Source organism: Brevundimonas vancanneytii (genome assembly GCF_901421975.1).
Classification (GTDB): Bacteria; Pseudomonadota; Alphaproteobacteria; order Caulobacterales; family Caulobacteraceae; genus Brevundimonas; species Brevundimonas diminuta.
In genome coordinates, this window is record NZ_LR588407.1 from 643,936 (window position 1) to 669,070 (window position 25,135).

The 25,135-nt window shown below is 68.8% G+C and carries 21 protein-coding genes; 11 read left to right on the forward strand and 10 right to left on the reverse strand.

The features are described 5' to 3' along the window. The first annotated feature begins 24 nt into the window (after positions 1-24). Positions 25-681 (forward strand): glutathione S-transferase, encoded by a 657-nt coding sequence (locus FGL25_RS03175; protein ID WP_138140927.1) that lies wholly within the window; start codon positions 25-27, stop codon positions 679-681. Between the two features lie 196 nt (positions 682-877). On the opposite strand, the gene FGL25_RS03180 is transcribed toward FGL25_RS03175, so the two are convergent. Next, complete coding sequence (locus FGL25_RS03180; protein WP_138140928.1) at positions 878-2,593, reverse strand: lytic transglycosylase domain-containing protein; 1,716 nt, start codon at positions 2,591-2,593, stop codon at positions 878-880. Between the two features lie 95 nt (positions 2,594-2,688). Continuing rightward, positions 2,689-3,498, reverse strand: a complete 810-nt coding sequence (locus FGL25_RS03185; protein ID WP_138140929.1) for a uracil-DNA glycosylase — start codon at positions 3,496-3,498, stop codon at positions 2,689-2,691. Between the two features lie 191 nt (positions 3,499-3,689). On the opposite strand from FGL25_RS03185, the gene FGL25_RS03190 reads away from it, so the two are divergent. The 5 genes from FGL25_RS03190 to FGL25_RS03210 all read left to right on the forward strand — a co-directional run bounded on the left by FGL25_RS03190 (position 3,690) and on the right by FGL25_RS03210 (position 12,789). Beyond that, a complete protein-coding gene (locus tag FGL25_RS03190) occupies positions 3,690-5,345 on the forward strand; it encodes an electron transfer flavoprotein-ubiquinone oxidoreductase (protein ID WP_252970241.1) in 1,656 nt (551 codons plus the stop codon). Positions 5,346-5,446: 101 nt separating this feature from the next. Beyond that, complete coding sequence (locus tag FGL25_RS03195) at positions 5,447-7,324, forward strand: tetratricopeptide repeat protein (protein WP_138140931.1); 1,878 nt, start codon at positions 5,447-5,449, stop codon at positions 7,322-7,324. A gap of 7 nt (positions 7,325-7,331) precedes the next feature. Further along, positions 7,332-8,231, forward strand: a complete 900-nt coding sequence (locus FGL25_RS03200) for a 4-(cytidine 5'-diphospho)-2-C-methyl-D-erythritol kinase (protein ID WP_138140932.1) — start codon at positions 7,332-7,334, stop codon at positions 8,229-8,231. 35 nt (positions 8,232-8,266) lie between these two features. Beyond that, positions 8,267-9,166 carry a hypothetical protein gene (locus FGL25_RS03205; protein ID WP_138140933.1) on the forward strand — a complete coding sequence of 300 codons (900 nt, stop codon included), beginning with the start codon at positions 8,267-8,269 and terminating at the stop codon, positions 9,164-9,166. Between the two features lie 425 nt (positions 9,167-9,591). Continuing rightward, on the forward strand, positions 9,592-12,789 hold the full coding sequence (locus tag FGL25_RS03210) for an autotransporter domain-containing protein (protein WP_138140934.1): 3,198 nt from the start codon (positions 9,592-9,594) through the stop codon (positions 12,787-12,789). Positions 12,790-12,889: 100 nt separating this feature from the next. Here FGL25_RS03210 and FGL25_RS03215 read toward each other — a convergent pair whose 3' ends face one another. Continuing rightward, positions 12,890-13,636: a polysaccharide deacetylase family protein gene (locus FGL25_RS03215; protein WP_138140935.1), complete on the reverse strand. Its 747-nt coding sequence runs from the start codon at positions 13,634-13,636 to the stop codon at positions 12,890-12,892. A 111-nt stretch (positions 13,637-13,747) separates the two neighbouring features. Here FGL25_RS03215 and FGL25_RS03220 point away from each other — a divergent pair, with 111 nt between their 5' ends. Both FGL25_RS03220 and glyS read left to right on the forward strand, forming a co-directional pair. After that, positions 13,748-14,647, forward strand: a complete 900-nt coding sequence (locus FGL25_RS03220; protein WP_003165881.1) for a glycine--tRNA ligase subunit alpha — start codon at positions 13,748-13,750, stop codon at positions 14,645-14,647. Further along, the gene (gene glyS, locus FGL25_RS03225; RefSeq protein ID WP_138140936.1) at positions 14,647-16,707 is read left to right on the forward strand and encodes a glycine--tRNA ligase subunit beta; all 2,061 of its coding nucleotides are present in this window, start codon (positions 14,647-14,649) and stop codon (positions 16,705-16,707) included. Before FGL25_RS03220 ends, glyS begins: the two co-directional genes overlap by 1 nt. 154 nt (positions 16,708-16,861) lie before the next feature. Here the strand turns inward: glyS and FGL25_RS03230 are convergent, their stop codons facing one another. The 4 genes from FGL25_RS03230 to FGL25_RS03245 form a co-directional block, all read right to left on the reverse strand. Further along, positions 16,862-17,287 carry an acyl-CoA thioesterase gene (locus tag FGL25_RS03230; RefSeq protein ID WP_138140937.1) on the reverse strand — a complete coding sequence of 142 codons (426 nt, stop codon included), beginning with the start codon at positions 17,285-17,287 and terminating at the stop codon, positions 16,862-16,864. A 5-nt stretch (positions 17,288-17,292) separates the two neighbouring features. Then, complete coding sequence (gene grxD / locus FGL25_RS03235; protein ID WP_003165880.1) at positions 17,293-17,643, reverse strand: Grx4 family monothiol glutaredoxin; 351 nt, start codon at positions 17,641-17,643, stop codon at positions 17,293-17,295. Between the two features lie 85 nt (positions 17,644-17,728). Then, positions 17,729-18,976, reverse strand: coding sequence for a hypothetical protein (locus FGL25_RS03240; RefSeq protein ID WP_138140938.1), 1,248 nt, complete (start codon positions 18,974-18,976; stop codon positions 17,729-17,731). A 128-nt stretch (positions 18,977-19,104) separates the two neighbouring features. Then, positions 19,105-19,467, reverse strand: a complete 363-nt coding sequence (locus FGL25_RS03245) for a hypothetical protein (protein ID WP_088410190.1) — start codon at positions 19,465-19,467, stop codon at positions 19,105-19,107. 221 nt (positions 19,468-19,688) lie between these two features. On the opposite strand from FGL25_RS03245, the gene yczE reads away from it, so the two are divergent. Both yczE and FGL25_RS03255 read left to right on the forward strand, forming a co-directional pair. Further along, on the forward strand, positions 19,689-20,291 hold the full coding sequence (gene yczE, locus FGL25_RS03250; protein ID WP_223850967.1) for a membrane protein YczE: 603 nt from the start codon (positions 19,689-19,691) through the stop codon (positions 20,289-20,291). A 77-nt stretch (positions 20,292-20,368) separates the two neighbouring features. Continuing rightward, entirely contained in the window at positions 20,369-21,133 is a 765-nt protein-coding gene (locus FGL25_RS03255; RefSeq protein ID WP_138140939.1) for an SDR family oxidoreductase, read from the forward strand. 3 nt (positions 21,134-21,136) lie between these two features. Here FGL25_RS03255 and FGL25_RS03260 read toward each other — a convergent pair whose 3' ends face one another. After that, entirely contained in the window at positions 21,137-22,777 is a 1,641-nt protein-coding gene (locus FGL25_RS03260; protein WP_138140940.1) for a peptide chain release factor 3, read from the reverse strand. A gap of 158 nt (positions 22,778-22,935) precedes the next feature. Here FGL25_RS03260 and FGL25_RS16770 point away from each other — a divergent pair, with 158 nt between their 5' ends. Further along, positions 22,936-23,076 (forward strand): hypothetical protein, encoded by a 141-nt coding sequence (locus tag FGL25_RS16770; protein WP_003165874.1) that lies wholly within the window; start codon positions 22,936-22,938, stop codon positions 23,074-23,076. A gap of 14 nt (positions 23,077-23,090) precedes the next feature. On the opposite strand, the gene FGL25_RS03265 is transcribed toward FGL25_RS16770, so the two are convergent. Together FGL25_RS03265 and FGL25_RS03270 are read right to left on the reverse strand one after the other, a co-directional pair. Next, entirely contained in the window at positions 23,091-24,638 is a 1,548-nt protein-coding gene (locus tag FGL25_RS03265) for a hypothetical protein (protein ID WP_138140941.1), read from the reverse strand. A 57-nt stretch (positions 24,639-24,695) separates the two neighbouring features. Further along, the gene (locus tag FGL25_RS03270) at positions 24,696-25,076 is read right to left on the reverse strand and encodes a hypothetical protein (RefSeq protein WP_088410184.1); all 381 of its coding nucleotides are present in this window, start codon (positions 25,074-25,076) and stop codon (positions 24,696-24,698) included. Between the last annotated feature and the right edge of the window lie 59 nt (positions 25,077-25,135).

A 25,135-nucleotide genomic window follows, 5' to 3' on the forward strand; every position in this document is an offset into this window, starting at 1 on the left:
CGGTGACAGCCTCGGAGCTTCGCCATGGAATTGATCGTCGGACCGCGCCTCTTCTCCACCTGGTCCTTGCGGCCGTGGCTGGTGTTGAGGCGCGCGGGCGCCGTCTTCGACACGCGCGAGGTCTGGTATCGCTCCGAGGCTGAAAAGGCTGAACTGCGGCGCCTGTCGCCCTCGGGCTTCGTGCCGCTGCTGAAGGTCGAGGGCGAGACGATCTGGGACACCCTGTCCATCAGCGAATGGGCGGCCGAACGCTATCCCGAGGCGCATCTATGGCCGGTCGATCCGATCGCGCGCGCCCTGGCCCGTTCGGCGACGGCCGAGATGCACTCCGGCTTCCACGCCCTGCGCGACCTGTGCGGCATGGGGCCGGATCATCCGATCGCGGGCGAGGCGCGCAGCCCGGCGCCGTCCGATCCGGGGCTGGACCGAGAGCTGGCGCGGCTGGCCGAACTGTGGACGCAGATGCGCGGCCGCTTCGGCGCAGGCGGGCCGTGGCTGTTCGGCGACTGGTCGATCGCCGACGCCTTCTTCACCCCCGTGGCGGCGCGGGTGCGCCACTATCAGATCGACCTGTCGGCCCACGGCGACGACGGGACGGCCGCCGCCTATGTCGCCGCGCTTCTGGCCCAGCCGCACTTCCGCGAGTGGGAGGCGGCGGCGCTGTCATCTAACGTTGATTAACCGATCCTGAGAACGCGGGTTTAAGAGAGCGTCCCTATAGTCCAGCTTGTTCTCGGAGGGGCGGAGCCATGCGTACGATCAGCAGGAACACCGACTGGGGCCGCACGGCCAGAGCCTACGCCCTGGCGGCGGTGGTCATGGCCCTGGTGTGGACGTCGCTTCTGACCTTGATGGTCTGAGGCGTCTTAATCGCGCTTCAGCGCGAGCCGCCGCCCAGCACGGCCTCTGCCACCTGCAAGGGGGCGGGGGGCGGCGCGACGTAATCCAGGCGGATCGGCACGGCGCGCGCGCCCGATGCCACGGCGTCCAGCGTCTTCACCGGCCCGCCCATCATGCGCTGATAGATCCAGTAGGCGGCGACGACCTTCTCGACGTATTCGCGCGCCTGAGGCACGTCGATGGTCTCGATGAGCAGCAGGGGATCGGCGTCGGCGCCCAGCTTGCGGATCGCCGCCAGCATCGGCCCCGGCCCGGCGTTGTAGGAGGCCACCGCCTTCAGTAGGTCGCCCTGGAAGGACTCGATCTGGAACAGGCGGTTCACATAGTCCTGGCCCAGCTTCATGTTCACCGCCGGGTCCAGCAGGCGCTGGGGCGTGCGGACATAGCCCTGGTCGCCGGTCATGTGCGCGGCCGTGGTCGGCATGACCTGCATCAGTCCATAGGCGCCGGCGCCGGAACGGGCGTTGGCGTTGAAGTCCGTCTCCTTGCGCGCGATGGCGTAGACGAGGGCCTTCTCGATGGTGAAGCCGCCCATGGGCTGCAGGTCCGGCATCGGATAGCGGACGGCGTCGATGCGGCTGGCCTCGGACTGGGCGGCGCGGCCGGGCGCGACCAGGCGATACAGGCCGACCCACATCTGGCGCGCGGCGCTGTCGCCGCTGGCGGCGCGCAGGCCGTTGCGGGCGGCCAGTTCGGCGTCGTTGCGGCGGCCGACCTCGTACAGGGCGACGGTGCGGCGGGCGTCCTCGTCCGAGCGGATGAAGGCGTTGAGCGCGCGCGCATCCACGCCGATCGGCTCGGGCGTGAATGAGGCGCGTTGCAGCGTCGCCTCATAGGGGCGGGGCCCCTGGTTCTCGATCACCGGCTCCTCGCCCAGCTGACGCAGGGCGATCTGGCCGTAGAAGGTGGCCGGCCAGCGCGCGGCCTGACGCAGGTATTCGTTCACGCGGTCCTGTCGGCCCGACTGGCCCGCCGCCCGCGCCGCCCAGAAGGCGCCGCCCGAGCGCACCCACGGATCCTCGGTCGGATCCTGGGCGACGTGCTCAAAGGCCTGGAAGGCGTCGGCGTGCTGCTCCATGCGCCACGCGGCCAGACCCGCCGTCCACCAGTCGCCGATCTGCTGGCCCATCGTGTAGGCGCCGGACAGGTCGTCGTTGTTCAGGGCCACGCGCGCGGCCTTGGCTGGATCGTTGACGCCGCCGTCGCCGGGATTGGTCAGGCTGGCCCAGGTGCGGGTCAGCAGGCCGCCGGGGCGCTTGGGCTCGGCCGCGCCGTCGGGCAGGCGTCGCATCGCCAGGGTATAGACCCGCTCGGCCATCGGCAGGTCGGAATAGGTCTCGAGCCAGGCCGCGAGTTCGTCATAGGTGGCGACGTGGCTGGGGTGGAACAGGCGCTCGAACTCGACCTGACCCAGCAGGACGCGGTCCTTGGCCTGACGCGCCGAGTTGCGGGCCAGCTCCAGGTCGCCGCGCCGCAGGGCGTCGAAGGCGGTGGTGTAGCTGAGCCGGTCCTCGCTGCTCAGCGCCGTGGGCGACGGCGAGGCGTCTGCGCCAGAATCTGCGCCGGAATCTGCGCCAGCGGCGGCATAGGGGCGGGAGGTATCGACATCTTCAGCCTGGGCTGCGGTCGCAGCAAGGGCGCAAAGCGCGAAGGCGAACAGAGACGCACGACGCGTCCGGCGGAAAGAATACATGACGCGGCGGCCCCCTTCGTCGGCGTCGGTCCCGTCTCGATTCGGGATTCTACGACGCTCTGCGGACTGGTCTCCAAGAGTTCAGGATGCCTGAATCAGGCGCCCGGCTCAACCACTTCGCCGCGCAGGCGAGCGGACAAATCTAGAATGTCTTTCCAAACCAAACCCTTGGCCTGCGGCTGTCGCAGCAGGAAGGCGGGGTGAAGGGTGGCCATGACGGGGGCGGCGATTCCGTCTTCGGACAATCGCCATTCGCGCCACTGGCCGCGCGTCCGCATGATGCCGTCGTCGGTCTTCAGCACGGCCTTGGCCGCCGCCGCGCCGACCAGCAGCACAGCTTTGGGCTTCAGCAGGGCCAGGGCGCGCTCAAGGAAGGGGGCGCAGACCGCCTGTTCCTGCGGCGTCGGGGTGCGGTTGCCGGGCGTCTTCCAAAAGACGGTGTTGGTGATGAAGGCCTCGTCCAGCAGGCCCGCCGCCGTCAGGATGCGGTCCAGCAGCTGACCCGCCTGGCCGACGAAGGGCTGGCCGCGCACGTCTTCCTCGGCGCCGGGGCCTTCGCCGACGATCATCAGCGAACCTTGCGGATTGCCGCGCGCGAAGACGGATTGCCGGGCGCCCATGGCGCGCAGGGGGCAGCCCTCGAAGGCGGCGACGGCCTCGGCCAGTTCGTCCAGGGTGGTCGCGCCGGCGGCCAGGCGACGCGCCTCGACGGCCGCCTCATCGACAGACGGCGGGGCGCCAGGGGCGCGCAAGGGGGTGATCGTGGCCGGACCCTTGGCCGCGACGGGGGCGACGAAGACGGTGCGGTCGACCGGTTCCGCCTCGAAACAGGCGTCCACGCCTGCGTCGCGCCAGAAGGCGAACAGGGCCTCTGCGGCAGCCATGTCGAGGGAAGGGGCGTTCATCTGACTATAGGCAATAGGCCTTGACCGCCCCCGCGTCACCTCCCGATAAGGCGGATAACCACGACGACAACGAGGATTCAGGGGACATGGCCGAGGAAATGATCGAAGGCGGCGCCAAGAACGCATGGCAGGAAGCCGTCATCGACAACCTGCCGCCGCTGGAGGCCCTGGCGGGCGTCGAGCGCGAGGTCATGGAATATGACGTCGTCATCGTCGGCGGCGGCCCCGCCGGCCTGTCCGCCGCCATCCGCCTGAAGCAGCGGGCCGAGAAGGACGGCAAGGAGATTTCCGTCGCCGTGCTGGAGAAGTCGGCCGAGATCGGCGGCCACGTCCTGTCGGGCGCCGTGATCGACCCGAAGGCGCTGAACGAGCTCTTCCCCGACTGGAAGGAACGCGGCGCGCCGCTGGAGACGCCGGTGACCAAGGACAAGTTCCTGGTGCTGGGCCCGCAGGGGCAGGCCTCCCTGCCGATGTTCGCCATGCCGCCCTTCATGCACAATGACGGCTGCTACATCGCCTCGCTGGGCAATGTCGCGCGCTGGCTGGCCGAACAGGCGGAAGCCTTGGGCGTCGAGGTCTATCCCGGCATGGCCGCCAGCCATGTGGTCTGGGAAGAAGAAACCGGCCGGGTGAAGGGCGTCGTCGCCGGCGTCTTCGGCATCGACCGCGAGGGCAAGCCGACCGGCGAGTTCCAGCCGGGCCTCGAACTGCACGGCAAATACGTCTTCATCGCCGAGGGCGTGCGCGGCTCGCTGGCCAAGACCATCATGGCCCGCCACAACCTGTGTGACGCCGCCGATCCGCAGAAGTTCGGCATCGGCCTGAAGGAGCTGTGGCAGATCCCGGCCGAGAAGCACCAGCCCGGCCTGGTCCAGCACACCACAGGCTGGCCGCTGGACGACAAGACGGGCGGCGGCTCGTTCCTGTACCACTTCGGCGATCGCTATGTGTCCGTCGGCTTCGTCGTCCACCTGAACTACAAGAACCCCTTCCTGTCGCCGTTCGACGAGTTCCAGCAGTTCAAGCACCACCCGGCCATCGCCGAGCATCTGGAGGGCGGCACGCGCGTCTCCTACGGCGCCCGCGCCATCACCGAGGGCGGCTTCCAGTCGGTGCCCAAGCTGGCCTTCCCCGGCGGCGCCCTGATCGGCTGTTCGGCGGGCTTCGTGAACGTGCCGCGCATCAAGGGCAGCCACAACGCCATGAAGACCGGCATGCTGGCCGCCGACGCCGCCTATGACGCCGTCATGGAGGGCCGCGAGGGCGACGTGCTGAGCGCCTATCAGGCGGCATACCTGCGCTCGTGGGTCTATAAGGAGCTGAAGGTCGTCCGCAACGCCAAGCCCCTGCTGTCCAAGCTGGGCACGATGATGGGCGGGGCGGTCGGCATGTTCGACCTGTGGGTCAACCACCTGACGGGCGGCTTCTCCTTCTTCGGCACCATGCGCCACGGCAAGACCGACGCAGCCTCGACCGAGCCCGCCTCGCAGCACAAGCCGATCGTCTATCCCAAGCCGGACGGGAAGCTGTCGTTCGACAAGCTGTCGAGCGTCTTCATCTCCAACACCAACCACGCCGAGGACCAGCCTGCGCACCTGAAGCTGCTGGACCCGTCCGTGCCGATCAACGTCAACCTGCCGAAATACGGCGAGCCGGCGCGGCTGTATTGCCCGGCCGGGGTGTACGAAGTCGTCTATGCGGACGAGGCGAACCGCGCCGATCCGCGCTTCGTCATCAACGCCCAGAACTGCGTCCACTGCAAAACCTGCGACATCAAGGATCCGTCGCAGAACATCGTCTGGACGACGCCCGAAGGCGGCGGCGGCCCGAACTATCCGAACATGTAAGCCAGAGATTCTCCCTCCCCTTCATGGGGAGGCAGAAGTGTTGTGCGGCTTTTCCCGCACATGATCTTGCGGGCGAAAGGGAAAGCGTGAAGGGTCCGGCCATGCGTTTCGTCTCTTCTCGTCCTGTCCTGTTCCTGGCGGCTTCCGCCCTTGCGCTGTCGCTGGCCGCGCCGTCCCTGGCGCAGCAGGCGCCCGAGCCTGCGCCGGAAACGCCGGCCGAAGCTCCGGCGGGGCAGGACGCCGAGCCGAACGGCGATCCCGTCCCGCACATCATCATCGCGGATGAGCCGGAAACGCCCGAAGAACCCGAGGTCGCGCCCATTCCCGCCGTCTGGGCGCCGATCCCGCTCGACGCCCATAGGAACAGCGCCTTCGGCCTCTACCTGGCGGGCCGCAACGCCCTGACCAGCGGCGAGAGCGCGGTCGGGGCCGATTATCTCAGCCGCGTCTACGCCTTGACGCCGGAACAGCCGCGCGTGCGCGAACAGGCCTTCACCGCCGCCCTTCTGGCCGGTGATCTGGACGAGGCGGGGCGCATCGCCCCGACTGATCCCGAGGTGTCGCCGGTCATCGTCCAGGCCGGGCGCCTGGTTCAGGCGGTGCAGGCCTATGCCGGCGGCGACGCCCGGCGCGCCGACGCCCTGCTGATGGACGCCCCGGTCGGCGAGCCGCATGACCGGGCGGGCTTCTACGTCCAGGGCTGGATCGCCGCCGCCGCCAAGGACTGGGATCGCGCCCTGGCCCTGCCGCCCGCCGATTTCGATCCGGTCAGCGCCATGGTGGCCCGGGCCAACCGCGCCCGCCTGCTGGAGCAGCGCCGCCGCTATGACGAGGCCGACGCCGAATGGCGCGACCTGACCAGCCACGCCATCACCGGCGCCTTGTTCCGCCAACCGTACGGCGAGTTCCTGGAGCGGCGCGGTCGGCGCGACGACGCCCTGGTCCAGTATGACGCCGCCATCACCGCCGGAACGGCCGACCGGCGCGTGATCCAGGGGCGCGAGCGGGTGCTGGCCAAGGGCCGCCCGCCCGCCTTGCCCAGCTTCCGCCAGGGCGCCGCCCAGGCGCTGCGCACCGCTGCGGACCAGATGATCGCCCAGCGCGCCCATGAGTTCGGCGTCGTCTATCTGCGCCTGGCCCAGAATCTGGACCCCAACGACAACACCCAGCTTCTGATCGGCCAGACCCTGATCCAGGGCGGGATCGAACCGGCGGGCCGGGCGGCCCTGGCCGAGGTCAGCGAGGCCTCGCCCGCCCTCTACGCCGCCGCTCGCATCCAGACGGCCATCAGCCTGGGCAAGGCGGGGCGGGATGAAGAGGCCCTGGTCGAACTGCGCCGCGCCGCCGCCGCCCGCCCCGACGAGGCGGGCGTGGCCTATATGCTGGCCGGCCAGTTGATGCAGATGGAACGACACGAAGCGGCGCTGGAGCTGCTGAACGGCCCGCTGCTGAATACGGCGGATCAGGGTTTCGAGGTCCATTTCCTGCGCGGCGCGGCCTATGAATCCCTCGACCGGGACACCGAGGCCGAGGCCGAGCTGTGGGCCGCCCTCCAGATGCAGCCCGACAATCCGACCTTGCTGAACTATCTCGGCTATCTGTGGGTAGACACCGGGACGCGGGTGCAGGAGGGCGCCGCCATGATCGCCCGCGCCCACGCCGCCGAGCCCAAGGACGGCAACATTCAGGACTCCCTCGGCTGGGCCCAGTACCGCCAAGGGCAGTATGAGGCGGCGGTGGTCAATCTGGAGGGCGCCGTCGACAAGGAGCCCGCCAACGCCGAGATCAACGACCACCTGGGCGACGCCTACTGGGCCGTGGGCCGTCAGCGCGAGGCGGGCTTCCAGTGGAACCGCGTCCTGACGCTGGAGGTCGACGACAAGCGCCGCGGCGAGGTCGAGGCCAAGCTGCGCGACCGCCTGGGCCAGGATCCGACCGGGGACAAGGGGCTGGGGTCTGCGGGCGGCGCGGCCGACTGACGCCGCCATGTCCGTTTCCGACGCTCTGCGCGGCCTGGCGCCGGCCAAGATCAACCTGCTGCTGCACGTCGGGCCGGTGCAGGGCGACGGTTATCATCTCCTGGTCAGCCTGGCCGCCTTCGCTGATGTCGGCGACCGGGTGACGGTGCGCCGCGCCGAGGCGCTGTCGCTGACGGTCGAGGGGCCGTTCGCGGCGGGTCTGGACGGGCAGGGCGACAACCTGATCCTCAAGGCCCTGCGCGCCCTGGGCGCGGCGGTCGGGATCGGCGAACCGCCCGTGGCCGTGACCCTGGACAAGAGCCTGCCGATCGCCGCCGGGCTGGGCGGCGGCTCGGCTGACGCAGGCGCGGCGCTGCGGCTGACGACGCGCCTGCTGGACCTCGACATGGCTGAGGCGGAACTGGAGCGACTCGCCCTGGCCGCCGGAGCGGACGGCCCCATGTGTCTGCGCGCCCGCCCGGCCTGGGCTTCGGGGATCGGCGAGGCGCTGGAAGACGAGCCGCGCCTGCCCACGCTGCACGGCGTGCTGTTGAACCCCGGCCTTCCGTCGCCGACGGGCGCGGTCTATCGCGCCTATGACGCCGCGCCCGCCGGGGACGCGGATCGGCCGCAATCGCCGGCTGACTGGAATGTCGCCTCCGTCATCGACTGGTTGGCGGCACAGCGGAATGATCTGGAGGCGCCCGCCCTGGCCGTCACGCCGGGCATTGAAGAGGCGCTGGCCGCCATGCGCGCCGCGCCGGGCTGTCGCCTGACGCGGATGTCGGGATCGGGCGCGACGGTCTTCGGCCTGTTCGACGACCGCGCGGCGGCGATCGAGGCGGCCTTCGCCCTGGATCGGCCGGGCTGGTGGGCGCGGCCGGTGGTGCTGGGCGCGCCGGACATCGAACCGCGTGCGGTTATTTAACCGGATTTACAGCCCCTGCGGTCAAGCTGGCGGTCATGACCCAACTGACGCCCGAACAGGCCGCCGCCTTTGAACGCGCCCTGTCGCGCCTGTCGTCCGCCGACCGCGCCCGCGTGAACGAGCTCAAGGACGCCGCCGCCCGCGCCGCCGCCGAGGTCGCCCCGCACTGGGACTTCGAACTGGCCGCCCGCACCGTGGACGGCCTGCTGGGCGAGGGCGCGAACGACGACCAGAGGCGCGGCCTGATCGCCGCCTGGGCGCTGGAGTTGCCCGGCCGCATCGCCGCCGAGCGCCTGCCGCAGGCCGTGCTGGCGGGCTATCCGACCTATATCGACCGGCTCGCCGCCTATCTGGACAGCGGGGCGGATCCGTATGATCCTGACTTCTGGGCCAAGGACGTGCGGGTGTCCCTGGCGCTCAGCGTGCCGGGAAGCAACACCCAGATGCTGGACCTGTCCTCGCCCGTCGGGCCGGGGCTGGTGGTGCGGCACATGCTGGGCGGGCGCGGTCCCGGTCCGCTGATCGCCTGGGTCCAGGCGGGCGGCTGGCGTCCGTGGCTGGAGACGCACACCGAGGCGCGCGACCTGTCGGACTTCAACGAAGCGGGCTGGGAGCGGAACTGGGTCGCCGCCGCCGCCCTGTTGAAAACGCGGCCGGAACTGGCGGGCGTCATCGGCTCCAGCTGGTTCTTCGATCCGCCGCTGGAGACCATCAGCCCGCGCCTGACCTATCTGCGCACCACGCCCGTGAACAACGGCGCCTTCATGATCCATCAGGGCGGCGGCGAGATCCACGACGAGCGCGCCTCCGCCTCATCGCCCACCCGCCGCGCCATGATTGAGGCGGGCGAATACAGCGCCTGCTCCTGGCTGCTGTGCTGGCCTCGCAAACCGCTGATTCGCTGGGCCGAGGCGAGAGGGCTGCTTCAACCCTAAGGCGAGAAGTGCGGCGGAGTGACGCGGCTGTGGCTCAATTTGGGCGAAGAAAGGCCCGATTGAGGCGGCGCCCAAACCCCTGGGAGTCATGAAGGGCGGGGGTTGGAGGGAAATTCTAATTTCGAGACACTCAAGCGTGACCATTTTGGCGGATGGGCGTTTTGGTGAATGATCTTCGTTCCATGATTGACAGTAGGCGGAGGTTTCCGTCTCAAATGGTGCGGAGAGGGGCGCGTGGAGCGGCGGTCAAGGGGCTGTCGAGACGGAGGCGGCCTCTCTTCGAATAGCCATTGTCGCTCTTGTGGGGATCTATGATTAACGCGTTCAAGGCTGGCCTCTTGGTTGCAGCCGCTGGTTCCGCCCTGGTTTGGGCGAGTGATGTTTCCGCTCAGACGAGTGTTACGCCGCCGCCGGGCGGGTTCTACATGGCGGACGGGTCGCGCACTGCGGATTACGACGCGGCGCTGACGTCCTGGCGCGAAGACGCTCAATTCTCGGTCGACTACTCCAAGGCCTATCTGGGGCTGGAGCACGCCTACGCCTTGGGCCTGACGGGCAAGGGGCTGACGATCGGCGTCAATGACGCAGGCGTCTACATGGATCACCCGCTGTTCGGCGGGGAAGGCAAGATCAAGGGTCTGAACACGGTCGTTTCGAGCGACTACGGCAACGACGGCCGCATCAACCCCCGTCGCGGCTGGGAAGGCCACGGCACCCACGTCGCCGGCACCATCGGCGGCGCCCGCATCGAGGGCGAGGCCATGTTCGGCAACGCCTTCGGCGCCAACATCTATTCGGCCACGACCAACTTCGCCGCCGGCGACTTCCTGTGGTTCCGCGACGTCTACATCAACGGCGACATCGTCAGCACGGCCCAGACCAACATCGTCGACCTGGCCGCGACGGGCGAGGTGCGGATCATCAACAACAGCTGGGGTTCAAGCAACAGCCTGGCCTATAATGCGTCCGCAGCGCTGGTGCGTCAGACCTTCGGCCCGCGCAGCAACTACGGCGACTTCTACAAGCCGGTGCTCGACAATGACGTTCTGGTCGTCTTTTCGGCGGGCAACGGCTACGGCGCTCACGCGGGCATTGACGCCGCTGCGCCGATGTTCGATCCGCGCCTGCGCGACAACTGGCTGTCGGTCGCCAACTACAAGGCCGATCTGACGCCCAGCGCCTCGACCAGCTTCTGCGGTCAGACCGCGACCTGGTGCGTCGCGGGTCCGGGCCATCAGATCGTGTCGGCCGTGCCCGGCTTCGAATTCGATTTCAACGCCATCGTGGCCCAGTACCGTCCGGCGGACTACCGCCCGCTCTATGCGGCGACGACCGTCGCGGCGCTGCAGAGCGCTTCGGTGAACCGCTTCCTGGGCGCGCTGAACGCCTATCTGGACGCCAAATACGCCGCCGAGGACGCCGGTCTTCCGTTCGACGAGGCCGCCGCACGCCGCCGCGTGGCCGAGGAGGCCGTGGCCATCACCCTGATCTCGGGCGGGCGTCTCGGCGACCCGGACGGCTTCACCTCGCAACTGGCGAGTCTGCTGGTGTCGCCCGGTAATATGGCGATCCTGACGCCGGAGTTCTCGTCTGACGTGCTGACCCAGGCCAATGCTCTGCTGGTGGAGCGTCTGAAGACGCTGGTCGCCTACACGGGGCCGGACTACGCCGCCTATACGGGCACGTCGATGGCCGGGCCCAACGTCGCGGGCTTCGCCGCTTTGTTGATGGAGCATTTCGCCGAGTACGACACGGCCCTGATCGGCGACATCCTGGTGTCCAGCTCGCTGGATCTGGACACGCCGGGCGTGGATCTGAAGTCCGGCTGGGGCGCGCCGCAGATGGAGGTCGCGCTGAAGGGCCCGACGGCCCTGCGCGACGTGCGCGACGTCAATGTCCGCGTCGGCACGGTCGATGTGTGGAGCAACGATATCGGCGATGCGCGCGACCGCTATTCGGCCGAGGTTCTGGCCGAATACCAGGACGACATCGGCGGCATCGTCAAGAAGGGCGGCGGCGAGCTGATCCTGACGGGCGCTAACGACTACACCGGCGCGACCCGCGTCGAGGGCGGCCTGCTGACCGTCAACGGCAGCCTGATCAACTCGACCTCGACCGTGGCCGATCTGGGCATGCTGGGCGGGGTGGGCCGTCTGGCCGACGTGACCGTCGACAAGGGCGGCGTCCTGGCGCCGGGCGACAAGGCCAATCCGTTCGGCACGCTGACCATCGCCGACAATCTGGTGTTCAAGGAAGGCTCCTATCTGTGGATCCGCTCCAGCGTGAACGGCGCCCAGCACTCGCGCGTCGCCGTGGAAGGCGCGACGACGCTGGAAGGCGGCAAGGTCATCCTGAAGGCCGACCAGGGCGAGTGGAACCTGCGCACGCGGATGAACATCCTGCAGTCCGAGGGCGGCGTCACCGGCGTCTTTGCGGGGGCCGAAAGCGACCTGGCCTTCCTGAAGCCGATCCTGACCTACAGCGCCAAGGCCGTGCAGCTGACGCTGGCGCGCAATGACGTGACCATCGCCTCGGTCGGCGTGACGCCGAACCAGAAGTCGGTCGGCGCGGCGCTCGACGTCATGACCGCTTCGGCCATGACGCCGTCAGCGGGCCGTAACACAGCGCTGGAAGACGCCATTCTGGACGGCAGCGTCGCCAACGTCCGCGGCGCTCTGAACAGCCTGACGGGCGAGGTTCACGCCACCCTGGCGGGCGTCGCCACGGGCGATTCGCGCTTCATCCGCGACGCCATGCTGACACGCGGCCGTAATGGCGCGACGGAAGCGACCGACGGCCGCGGCGTCGCCGTCTGGGCCTCGGGCGTCTTCGGCAGCGGGCGTCAGGACAACGGCGAACTGGCCGGCTTCCGCAGCGAGGCCACCGGCTATCTGGCCGGCGTCGAGAAGACGCTGAACGGCCGCGCCCACATCGGCGTCGCCGTCGGTGAGAGCCAGTCGGAAATCCGCGCCAGCCGTCTGCTGTCGACGGGCGAGGTCAAGACCCAGCACATCGGCGTCTACGGCGCCGCGACGCTGGGCGGCTTCGACTTCCGTCTGGGCGGCGCCTGGATGGACTCGCGCACCCGCACCGATCGTTCGGCCTCGCTGAATCGCTTCAACGAGCAGCTGACCGGCCGCTACGACGGCGAAGCCTGGCAGGCCTACGGCGAAGTGTCGTGGCGCAAGCCGGTCATGGCCTCGACCGTGCTGGAGCCGTACCTGAACTACACCCGCGTCGAATATGATGCGGACGTGGTCGAGCGCGGCGGCGACGCGGCCCTGTCGGGCGACGTCTCCCAGACCTCGGACCTGCTGACGGCGGGTCTGCGCTCCGAGACGCATCTGGCGGGCGGCAACGGCCGTCCGGCGCTGTCGGCGATCGGACACCTGGCCTGGACCGAAGACCTGAGCGGCGACGGCCCCGTGTTCAACGCGGCCTTCTCGGACGGTCCGGTGTTCCGCGTCGAGGGCGCCGACCTGAACTCGGGCGCGCTGCAGGCGGGCCTGGGCTTCAACATCGAGGCGTCCAAGTCGACCAACATCGAGGTCGGCTACTCGGGCGTCTTCAACGGCGACTACAAGGACCACCGCCTGACCGGCCGCGTCAGCTTCCGGTTCTGATAAGGCGGGCGCTGGGGCTTCGGACCCGGCGATCCTGACGGACAGACGCCGTCGCCCTCAGCGGGCGGCGGCGTTTTTCTTTGGGCGGGATGAGCGGGAACTAGGCGCCGCCCAATCGCTCCCACGCCTCGCCGACCGGCAGGATCTCCAGCCCCGCCGCCTTGGCCAGGCGGATCAGGCGGTCCAGGTCTTCGGGCGTACAGCCGTAGGGGGTGGGGTCGCTCTCGACATCATGGCCATAGGCGATCAGCCAGCCGGGCGCCTCGGCCGCGCGGGCGATTAGGGCCTCCAGATCGTAGTGGGGCAGGCGGCGGGACTCCAGGCCGATGGCCTGAAGGTTGGCCCGGTCGGCGCGCCCGGCGTTGACCCCGTCGCGCACCCCGCGTCCCAGCAGGAACCGCTCGTCGATCACCGTCTTGGCGCCCAGGGCTACGTCGCCGAAGGGCCAGGCGAAGGTGGTCATGACGTGGCCGTCCAGCCGCTCGGCGACCCACTCGGCGTTCCTCGCCAACTGGTCCGTCAGCTGGGCGGGGCTCAGGCGCAGGGCGCTGACATGGTCGAAGGTGTGACAGCCGACTTCATGCCCGGCCTCATGGGCGGCCTGAAGGTGTTCGACCTCGAACTGGGCCTTGCCGATGTTCTCGCCGCCGCACAGGCCGCCCGCGACGTAATAGGTCGCCCTGATCCCGTGCTCGGCCAGGATCGGCCCCGCTTCGGTCCAGGCGCTGGCCGGGAAGTCGTCGAAGCTGAGGCTGAGAATCCCGCGCGCAGGCGCGACTGTCGTTGGCCTGACGCCAAGGTAGCGCGCCGCCCGGCGGCGCATCTGATCGATCCGTTGCTGCATCATGGGCGCCTTCTAGCGCAACGGCGCTTGCAGAAGGATGAAGGTTTCGGTCCGCTCGCCTTGCTGGCGAAGCGTGGCGGCCCTATGGTCCGCGCCTCCCGAAATCGGACCGAAATGTCGACCGTGGCCGCTGCTGAACCTCTCTCGTTTCAGGACTTGATCCTGACCCTGCACCACTATTGGAGCGAGCAGGGCTGCGCCATTTTGCAGCCCTATGACATCGAGGTCGGCGCCGGCACCCTGCACCCCGCCACCGTGCTGCGGGCGCTGGGCAAGAAGCCGTGGAAGGCCGCCTATGTCCAGCCGTCGCGCCGCCCGGGCGACGGCCGCTATGGCGAGAACCCCAACCGGCTGCAGCACTATTACCAGTATCAGGTCATCCTGAAGCCGAACCCCGACAACCTGCAGGAGCTGTATCTCAACAGCCTGCGCGCCATCGGCATCGACCCCAGCCTGCACGACATCCGCTTCGTCGAGGACGACTGGGAAAACCCGACCGTCGGCGCCTGGGGGCTGGGCTGGGAGGTCTGGTGCGACGGCATGGAGGTGACGCAGTTCACCTATTTCCAGGGCGTCGGCGGCATCGAGGTCGACGTCGTCTCGGGCGAGCTGACCTACGGGCTGGAGCGCCTGGCCATGTATGTTCAGGGCGTCGACAACGTCTATGACCTGAAGTTCAACAAGGAGGGCCTGACCTACGGCGAAGTCTTCCTCGAGAACGAGCGCCAGCAGTCGGAAGCCAACTTCCACGGCTATGACGTCGCCGCGCTGAAACGCCGCTTCGAGGACATGGAGCGCGAGGCCGCCCACTTCCTGACCATGAAGGGGCCGCAAGGCCAGCCGCTGGTGCTGGCCGCCTATGACCAGGTGCTGAAGGCCTCGCACCTGTTCAACCTGATGGACGCCCGCGGCGCCATCGCCGTCGCCGAACGCCAGAGCTACATCGGCCGCATCCGCGACCTGTGCAAAGCCTGCGCCCTCGCTCAAGTCGAACACGAACGGGCGACCGCCTGATGTCCCAGCTTCTCCTCGAAATCTTCTCCGAAGAAATCCCCGCCCGCATGCAGCCCGGCGCCGCGCGCGATCTGGAGCGCATGGCGTCGGACCGCCTGAAGGCTGCGGGCCTGACCTGGGACGCGCTGACGACCTACGCCGGGCCGCGCCGTCTGACGCTGGTGATCGACGGCCTGCCCGCCGCCACGCCCGACCGCAATGAAGAGCTGAAGGGCCCGAAGACCTCGGCTCCCGCTCAGGCGCTGGAAGGCTTCCTGCGCAAGACCGGCCTGACGCAAGATCAGTTGGTCGAGCGCGACGGCGTCTGGTTCGCCGAAATCAGCAGCAAGGGCCGCGCGACCACCGAGGTCGTGGCCGAGAGCGTCGACGACATCATCCGCCACTTCCCCTGGCCCAAGTCGATGCGCTGGGGCGCGGGAACCCTGCGCTGGGTGCGGCCGATCAAGCGCATTCTGGCCCTGTACGACGGGGCGGTGATCCCGTTTGAAGTCGACGGCATCCAATCGGGCGACGTGACCGAGGGCCACCGCTTCATGGGCGCGGGCCAGCCGTTCGCGGTCAAGGACTTCGCCGACTATCGCCAGAAGCTGGAGCGCAACTTCGTCCTGCTGGACGCCGCCGACCGCAAGCTGCGCATCCTCGAGGGCGCCAAGGCCGTCTGCGCGACCAAGGGGCTGGCCCTGGTCGATGACGACGGCCTGCTGGACGAGGTGTCGGGCCTGGCCGAATGGCCGACGCCGATCCTGGGCGACATGGACCCGCAGTTCCTGGCCCTGCCGCCGGAAGTGGTCCAGCTGTCGATGAAGGTGCACCAGAAGTATTTCGCCGTGCGCGAACCGGGCAAGGAAGGCCTGGCCCCCCACTTCGTCGTCGTGGCCAACGTCGAGGCGACAGACGGCGGTCAGGCTCTGGCGGCGGGCAACGCCAAGGTGCTGTCGGCGCGTCTGAGCGACGCCGAGTTCTTCTGGACCGAGGATCAGAAGGTCGGCTTCGACGCCTGGAACGCCAAGCTGAAGGACGTCACCTTCCACGCCAAGCTGGGCACGCTGGCCGAGCGGGTGGACCGCATCGCCGCCTTGGCGCGCGAGATCGCCCCGCTGGTCGGCGCCGATCCGGCTCAGGCGGAACAGGCCGCGCGCCTGTCCAAGGCCGACCTGGCCTCGGGCATGGTGGGCGAGTTCCCGGAACTGCAGGGAATCATGGGCGGCTACTACGCCCGTCTGGCCGGTCAGCCCGACGCCGTGGCCGACGCCATCCGCGACCACTACAAGCCGCAGGGACCGGGCGACACCGTCCCGACCGCCCCGGTCACGGTCGCCGTCGCCATGGCCGAAAAGCTGGACACCCTGGTCGGCTTCTTCGCCATCGACGAAAAGCCCACGGGGTCGAAGGATCCCTATGCGCTGCGCCGTGCAGCGCTGGGCGTGATCCGGCTGGTGCTGGAGAATGGGGTGAGAGCATCGCTGACCAAACTCACTCACCCTGCTGTCGTGATGATCGTCAGTGGCCGTAACCTGAGCATGGATAAGGCGAATTCGACCAGCCTTCTCGCCTTCTTCGCCGACCGCCTGACCGTCCTGCTACGCGACAAGGGCCAGCGTCACGATCTCGTGGCCGCCGTCTTTGCGCTGGGCGACGACGATCTGGTGCGGATCGTGCGTCGGGTGGAGGCGCTAGCCGCCTTCCTGGCGACGGACGACGGGGCGAACCTGCTGGCGGGCTACAAGCGCGCCGCCCAACTGCTCAAGGCCGAGGAGAAGAAGGGGCCGCTGCCGGAGGGCGCCGTCGCTACCGGCCTGCCGAACCAGCCGGCGGAAGAGACCGCCCTGGCCTTCGCCGCCGCCGCCGCCGCCTCGGCCGTGGACGCGGCGCTGGAGGCCGAGGACTTCGCCGCCGCCATGACTGCCCTGGCCGCCCTGCGCGGTCCGGTGGACGCCTTCTTCACCGCCGTCATGGTCAATTCCGACGTGGCCGAAGAGCGCGAAAACCGTCTGAAGCTGCTGGTCCAGGTGCGCGGCGTCATGAACCGCGTCGCCGATTTCGGCCAGATCGCGGGCTGATCCATCGTCCTTCTCCCCTTGCGGGAGAAGGTGGCTCGCGAAGCGAGACGGATGAGGGGTTGCGGGACATTCGCCTCGCCCCCTGATTCACCGTCGCAAGACCCCTCATCCGGCCCTGACGGGCCACCTTCTCCCACAAGGGGAGAAGGGAGGTTTAGGCCGTGAACGGTCCCAGCATCTCGGCGGGAATGCGGGCGGGGCGCAGGGTCTGGGCGTCGACCAGGCACCATTCGGACAGGCCTTGCGCGCACAGGCGGCCCTCGGCGTCCTCGATGCGGACATAGCGGTTGAAGCGTGGGCCTTGCGGATCGCCGACCCAGGTGCGGGCGACGACGCCGGTCGCGTCGGGCGCGATGGCGCGCAGATAGTCGATCTCGTGTCTCAGGGCGATCCACGACCAGCGGGCGCGCGTCTCGTCGTCGAAGCGCGCGTTCCAGTGGGCCGTGCCCACGTCCTGCAGCCAGCCGACATAGACGACGTTGTTGACGTGATTGTTCTCGTCGATGTGTTCCGGCCGCACGTCCAGCGGGACGACGAAGACCTCGCGGTCCTCACGCTGTTGCAGCTGCGGCCGGGCCATCGAGCTTAGGCTTCGCCGAGGGCGACGCCCTTTTCAGACATCAGGGCGGCCAGTTCGCCGGACTGGAACATCTCGCGCACGATGTCCGAGCCGCCGACGAATTCGCCCTTCACATAAAGCTGGGGGATGGTCGGCCAGTCGGTGAAGGCCTTGATGCCTTCGCGCAGGGCTTCGTCCTGCAGCACGTCGACGCCGACGAAGGGGGCGCCCACGTGGTCCAGGATCTGGACCGTGACCGAGGAGAAGCCGCAGCGCGGCGAATCCGGCGTGCCCTTCATGAAGAGCACCACGTCATGCTCGGCCACCGTCTGGGCGATGAAGGCGTGGACGGGATCGGCGGCGGTTTGTTCGGTCACTGTGTCGGAACCCTTCTGCGAAGCCCGTGAGCTAGGCGCCCAATGGGGCCGGGTCAAGGCCGGTCGGCGTCTCGGCCGCGTTCGATCAGACGGTTTGCGGGCGCGGCGTCAGGCGTTCGGCGCGTTCGGCCAGGCCGGCGGCGCCGTGCTCGCGCGCGGTCTGGGCCGCCTCGGCCAGCATCAGGCCGACGGCGCGGGGCGTTTCGCCGGTCCAGCGGGCGCGGGCCAGGGCGATGCGCGCCAGGCCGATCTGCTCGGCCGCCCAGTCCAGCGGCGTGGCCGAGACCGAAGGCCGCACCAGGCGACGCCGCAGGGCGCCCTCGATCTCCAGCAGGGCGGTCAGGTCGCCTGCAGCGCCCGCGCGCGCAGCCTCCTGGGCCACCCGCTGTTCGTGGGCCAGGGCGCCCAGGATCAGGCCGCCGCCCTCGGTCAGGGCCTCGGCCTGGACCAGCACCAGCGGCGGCAGGGTCTCGCGCTCGGCGCGCATCACCTGAATGGCGGCCCAGTCCAGCGGGCTGTGGTCGGGGGTGAACAGCTGGGCGGCGGCGTCGAACAGGGCCTGGGCCTGGTCGCGGGCGGCGGCGTCCTCGGCCACGGCGGCCAGGGCGGCCATGCCCGCGCCGCACAGGGCCAGGGCGCGGGCGCGGCTCAGCGGGCGCTGCTCCGGCGAGGCGGCCTCGACCAGGGCGCGCAGGTCACGGCCCGCCTGGTCCATCAGGCGCGGGTCGCGCGCGATCAGCCCGGCTTCCAGCGTCACGACGGCGCGATCCATGCGCAGCTCGTCCTCGGCCGCGCGCCCGGTCTTCATTCGCGCCAGGGCGGCGTCCAGCAGGGCCGTCGCCTCGGTCAGTTCAGGCAGGCGGCCGGACAGAAGGGCCTGGCGCGCGCGCAGGCGGGCGTGCAAGGCGGCCATGGCGGCGGCGGTGTCGGCGCGCCGCGCGGCGGGCAGGTCGCCCAGCAGGCCCAGCGCCGCCGTCAGGCGTTCAGGGCCGCCGCGCAGATCGAACGCCAGCATCCCGGTTTGAGCCAGGTCCAGGGCGGCGCGCACGGCCTGATCGTCGTTGGCGGCGATCTTGGCGGCGTCGCGTCCGGCGGCCTCGGCGCGGTCGATGCTGGCGGCGGCGCCGCAGCGGCGGGCGTGCTCGCGCCACAGGGCGGCGGCGCGCAGGGCGGCTTCGAAGGGGCGGGCGCAGGAGACGCGGCCTGCATCCGTGGCCTGCTGACGGGCCTCGACCTCCACAAGCCCTGCGCCGATCAGCTCCAGCCAGCCGAGATCGTCGCTGTCGCGCGCCTTCTCGAACAGCCGTCTCAGATCTCTGCCGAATTCGAACATGGCGCTCCGTCGTCCCGCTTCGGGATCACGAAGGTGATCCGGGGGTCGTCCAAGCAAACGCAGCGCCGTTCGAAGGGTTCGGCTTAACCATATGATGAGAAAAACGGGGGGCGGCCGGTTTTTCGTCTCTAGCCCAGGCGAGGCGCGGCCTTGCGGCAGCGTTGCAGGGCGGAGCGCGCCTCGGCGTCGCCTGCCGACAGGCGGCGCACGGACTGAAGTCGGGCGCGGGTCTGGTCGTTCTCGGCCGCCGTAGGGTTACGCCCGGCGGTCGTCGCCGCCTGCATGGCCGCCAGCGACCAATAGAGGGCGGCGTCGTAAAGCTCGCGGCCGTAACGGCTTTCGCCGCCTTCCAGCTCGGACGCGGCCTGGGTCAGTCCAGCGCACCGCACCGCCTCGTCATAGGAGACGAGCCGAGGGGCCGGAGCAGGGGGTTGGGCCTGAGCCTGACCTTGAACCAGCGCCAGAACGGCGGTGAAGGCGACGAGCAGCATCTGAACTCCACAGGGGCCGCGAACGGCGACGGCCCGGATCATGACGGCGCGGCGCGGCCGATTTGCGTCCTCTTAGAGAACCACGTCCCCGCGGCGGATGAAAGCCGTGTTCAGCAAAGCTTCAGGTTGCATCCGGCGCCGCGGGCATGGCGCGGCCCTGACCTCAGACAAAGGCCGGGCCTTTAAATCCCCCGCCGATCGGGCAGAAGGGGTCTATGTTCATGCGTCGTTTCATCCAGCTTCAGTTGGGCCTGTGCCTGTATGGCGTGGCCGCCGCCATGATGGTGCGCTCCAACCTCGGGCTGGACCCGTGGAACGTCTTTCACCAGGGCCTGTCGCTGAAGACGGGCATGAGCCTGGGGACCGCCTCGATCATCATGGGCGTTCTGGTGATGCTGGCCTGGATTCCGCTGCGTCAGAAGCCGGGGCTGGGCACGCTGTTCAACATCTTCGTCATCGGCCTGTCGATGGACGCGGCCCTGGCCGTCCTGCCCGAGATCACGGGCCTGCCGCTGCGGCTGGCCTTCATGACGGCGGGGGTGACGCTGACCGCCATGGGCGGGGCGGCCTATATCGGCGCGGGCATGGGCACGGGGCCGCGCGACGGCCTGATGATCGGCCTCAATCAACGCCTGGGCTGGTCGATCCGCGTGTCGCGGATGCTGATCGAAGTCAGCGTCCTTGTCGGAGGCTGGCTGCTGGGCGGTTCGGTCGGCCTGGGCACGGTGGTCTTCGCCGTGGGCATCGGTCCGTTGATCCAGGTCTTCCTGCCGTGGTTCCAGGCGTTGGGGCGCGGCGAGCGGCGGGCGGCGCCCTCGACCTGAACGCCGAGTCCGAACCTCGCCAGACCGCGGCCTGAGGGCGTGAAAGGAAGGCGGCCTCTTTCACGCACGAGGTCGTCATGCCTGCACTCATCGACAAGGTCGCCGTCATCACCGGAGCCAGCTCCGGCATCGGCGCCGCCGCCGCCCGCCTGTTCGCGCGCGAAGGCGCGGCGGTGGTCGTCACCGCCCGCCGCGAGGCCGAGCTTCTGGCCCTGGTCGCCGCCATCGAGGCCGAGGGCGGGCGCGCCGTCGCCGTGCCGGGCGACGTCCGCGACGAGGCCCTGGCCGAGCGGCTGGTGAGCACGGCGGTCGAGCGGTTCGGCGGGCTGGATATCGCCCTGAACAACGCCGGGGCCATCGGCGCCAATGAGCCGACGCATGAGATCGCGCCAGAGCGCTGGCGGGACACGCTGGACCTGAACCTGACGGCCGCCTTCCTGGGCGCCAAGCATCAGATTCCGGCCCTGTTGGCGCGCGGCGGCGGCTCGCTGATCTTCACCTCGACCTTTGTCGGCCACGCCATCGGCATGCCGGGCATGGCGGCCTATGCGGCGGCCAAGGCGGGGCTGGTCGGCCTGACGCGGGTCATCGCCGCCGAATACGGAGCGAAAGGCGTCCGCAGCAACTGCCTGCTGCCCGGCGGCACGGACACCGAAGCCGGTCGCGAGTTCGCCCACACGCCCGAGATCATCGCCTTCGTCGAGGGGATGCACGCCCTGAAGCGGATGGCGAGCCCGGACGAGATCGCCCGCGCCGCCCTGTTCCTGGCATCCGATGCTTCCAGTTTCATGACCGGGACGGCCATGTTGGTCGACGGCGGGGTGTCGATCACCAAGACCTGAGGATCAGCCCCGTTCCTTGGTCTTGGTGAAGGTCACCTTGGGGAAGCGTTCGGAGACATAGCCTGTCTCCCACGCCGACTTGGCCAGGAAGACCGGGTTTTGGTCGATGTCGGCGGCCATCTGGGGCCGGTATTTTCCGGCGAAGTCCTCAAGGTCGGCCTTGGCGCCCCCCGACGCTGGAGTGACCCAGCGGGCCTCGGCGTAAGGCGACGGCTCGAAGACGACGTCCAGGCCGTATTCCTCGCCCAGGCGGTCGGCCATGACCTCGAACTGCAGCTGGCCTACGGCGCCGACGATGAAGTCCGCGCCCAGTTCCGGGCGGAACAGCTGGGTCACGCCTTCCTCGGCCAGACCGACCAGCGCCTTCTGCAGGTGCTTGGCCTTCAGCGGATCCTTGACGCGGACGCGCTGCAGGATTTCCGGCGCGAAGTTGGGCAGGCCCGCAAAGCGCACCAGGCCGCTCTCCGACAGGCTGTCGCCGACGCGCAGCACGCCATGGTTTGGAATGCCGATGACGTCGCCCGCATAGGCCTCTTCGGCCAGTTCGCGGTCCGAGGCGAAGAACATGATGGGGGCGTTCACCGACAACTGCTTGCCGGTGTTCTGGACCTTCAGCTTCATGCCGCGCTTGAAGCTGCCCGAGGCCATGCGGAACATGGCGATGCGGTCGCGGTGGTTGGGGTCCATATTGGCCTGAACCTTGAAGACGAAGCCGGTGACTTCGTCGGTGCTCGGCTCGACGGTGATGTCTTCGGGCGCGGGGGCGTTGCGGGTTTCGGGCGGCGCCTCCTTGCGGGCGGTCATGGTCTTGGGCGACGGGGCCCATTCGCCGATGGCCTTCAGCAGTTCCTCGATGCCGAAGTGGCGCAGGGCCGAGCCCCACAGCACGGGCGTCATATGGCCTTCCAGAAACGCCTGACGGTCGAACGGCTTATAGCCCGCCTCGACCAGCTCCAGTGCATCGACCATGTCAGCCTGCTCCGTGCCTTCGAAGAAGGCGGCGGCGTCTGCGAAGGGCAGGGGCGCGGGGTGTTCGCCGTCGTTGTCGGAGGTCTTGCGGGTGTAGGGCTGGAACCGGCCCTGGCCGCCGACCTCGGCCAGGCCGCGCAGGCGGTTGCCGCTCTCGGCCGGCCACCAGATGGGGGCGGGGTCCAACTGCAGGCGGGACGCGATCTCGTCCAGCAGGGCCATCGGATCCTGGGCTTCGCGGTCCAGCTTGTTGATGAAGGTGATGATCGGAATGTCGCGCAGGCGACAGACCTCGAACAGCTTCAGCGTCTGCGGCTCGATGCCCTTGGCGGCGTCCAGCACCATGATGGCGCAGTCGGCGGCGGTCAGGGTGCGATAGGTGTCTTCCGAGAAGTCTTCGTGGCCCGGCGTGTCCAGCAGGTTGAACATCTTGCCGTCGTGCTCGAACGTCATGACCGAGGCGGTGACCGAAATGCCCCGCTCCTTCTCGATCTTCATCCAGTCCGAGCGCGCCCGGCGGTTCTCGCCGCGCGCCTTGACCGCCCCGGCCGCGCGCACGGCGCCGCCCGCCAGCAGGATGTGCTCGGTCAGGGTCGTCTTACCGGCGTCCGGGTGGGCGATGATGGCGAAGGTCCGACGGCGGTCGGCCTCCTGGGCGAGGGTCAGTTTGGACATGGAGCTTCCTTTAGGACGCGCGACCTACCGCGCCGGGGCTCAATTGTCGACGTTCACGATGCCGTGAGAGACCCTTCGCGTATAAGGGTTATTCGAGGCATGCTCGTTTTCGGGAGACGGCGGGCCATGAGTCCGCTGCACGAGGGAAGGGAAACGTCATGGCTCTGGCCCATCCAGGCAAGGTCGCGCCCGTACAGAACGAGCGCAAGATTCATCCGCTGGTCTGCTTTCTGGCCGGGTTCGCCCTGATCGTCCTGGCGGCGGCGTTGGTGCACACGGTGTTCGGCATCCTGCTCTAAACGCGCCGAAGTCTTTAATCGTCGCCTGCGGGCTCCGACTGCGCCTGATCGCCATCGTCAATGAACGTTTCTTCGTCCTCGTCGGCTTCGGCGCGACCTTCGATCTCTCGTAGCAGGGCGCGCGCTGAGGCATTGGGCGCGTGGGGATTGTTCACCAGCGGTTGCAGCAAGGTCGCCGCCTCGGCCTTGCGGTCATGCTCCAACAGAGCCTGAGCCAGATTGAAGCGAACCGTGCCCAACTGCGGCGCCAGGACAAAGGCCTGCTCCAGCACGGCCACGTCGTTGTCATTTGGGTAGCTGTGGGCGTCGGCGCGGTTCTCGGCGATCAGGAGCAGGCTGGCGAAGTTGGCGTCGTCTGCAGCGTAGGCGCGTGACAGATAGTGTTGCGCTTCGATTTTAAGCTTCAGGGCGGCTTCCGCGTCGTCTTCCTCGGCGGCGGCGTCCATTCTAGCGCGTGCGAGGTATTGCAGGCCTTCAACGTGGTCCGGCTGGATCGTGAGCAGCCTTTGTAGCGGCGCCTCTGCGGCGGCGGCGTCGCCGAAATGCAACTCGGCGTGGCCCAGCGCCAGCAAGGCCAGCGGATCGTCCGGGTGACGGGCGGCGACGCGGCGCACGTCTTCGGCGGTGGCCGCGCGTCGCTCCTCTGGCACGCCGACCTTCAGTCTCTGGTTCAGCAGCAAGATGTCGTCGGCGGATTTGGGCATTGGGGTGACGGCGATCTCGACCTGATCGAAGGAGGTCTTCATCACCACATAGGTCATGCGATCACGCATGTAGCGGCGGAGAGTGCGTTGCAACTCCGTCGTCGTCATCCCCGTGGCGTCCTGCATGGCCTGGACCGGATCCGCGCCGTCGCCTACCGCCGCCAGATAGACGCCCAGGGTCTTGCGTCTTTCGGTGTCGCTCATGAACCAGTGGGTCAGCAGCCAGGCCAGCGGATAATAGGTCTCGCGATGGCGCAGCGAGGCGCCGGGCCGTTCGGCCAGAAGCTGCTCCATCGAGACCCAGGTTCCGTTGATCAGCCAATAGGCCTGGTTCTGGTTGTAACGTCCGACGTGAATCTCGTCGCGTTTGAAGTCGGCTGTGGCGAAGTATTCGGCGAACCCCTCGATGAACCACGATGGATAGGCGTGGGAGAAATTCTGCATCATGAAGTGATGCGCGTATTCATGCTTGAGGGTGTGCATCTCCTCGTCGCGGCGAGCGACGCCGAAGATGTCTTCATCCGTCGCCATGTAGAATCCCGCGAGTTCTTCGGGCGCGTCCGGTTTGATCTGCAGCATCGCCGATCGCGAGCCCAATAGGTAGACGGGCAGTTTGCGATAAGTCGGCTGATCGAGATTGACGCCCAAGCGTATCCGCAACAGCCGGTCGAAGGACTCCAATTCCTGGGTGAAGCGACGCAACTGGTTCGCATTGCCGTCGCTGTAGACGATGAAGCGTTCGCTCTCGGCCTTCAGCCACCCGGCCTGGGCGGGGTTTGCTGCGGCCAGGGTCGCAAACACAAGCGCGCCGAAGCCGAGAGCGCCTTGCGCCAGCCGTTGTCTGAATGCCTGCAACATCGATCTCCTCCCCTGAAGCGGTAAGGAATACCGAACGACGTTCGCTTTTGGAAGGGATCAGGCCGCCAGTCGGCCCCAGACCGCCTTGTCCGCCGTGGCGGCGTTCAGGGCGCCGCGACGGGCGCGTTGTTGCAGATGGCGCAGGACGACTTCCGGCAGGGCGCAGAAGCGCGGCTCGACCAGCTCGGGCGCGCAACCGGCTTCGGGCGCGGCGAACAGGGCGGCGTTGACGCCCTGCGCCTTGTGCGCGATCAGCCAGGCTAGGCGGCGCGCGCGGGCCGGGTCCGTGCGGTGCAGCAGCGGGTCTTCGGCGAACAGCTCGCAACCCATCTCCAACACATAGTCGCAGGACAAGGTCTCGAAGCGGCGCACGTCATGGCTCGGGGCCGGGCAGGCCTCGTCCAGATCAAAGACGACATCGTTCAAGAGAAACAGCATGGACCGCGCCCGCTCGCAGGACCGTTCTGGCCCCATGCGACGGGTTGTAGGGCGCCTGC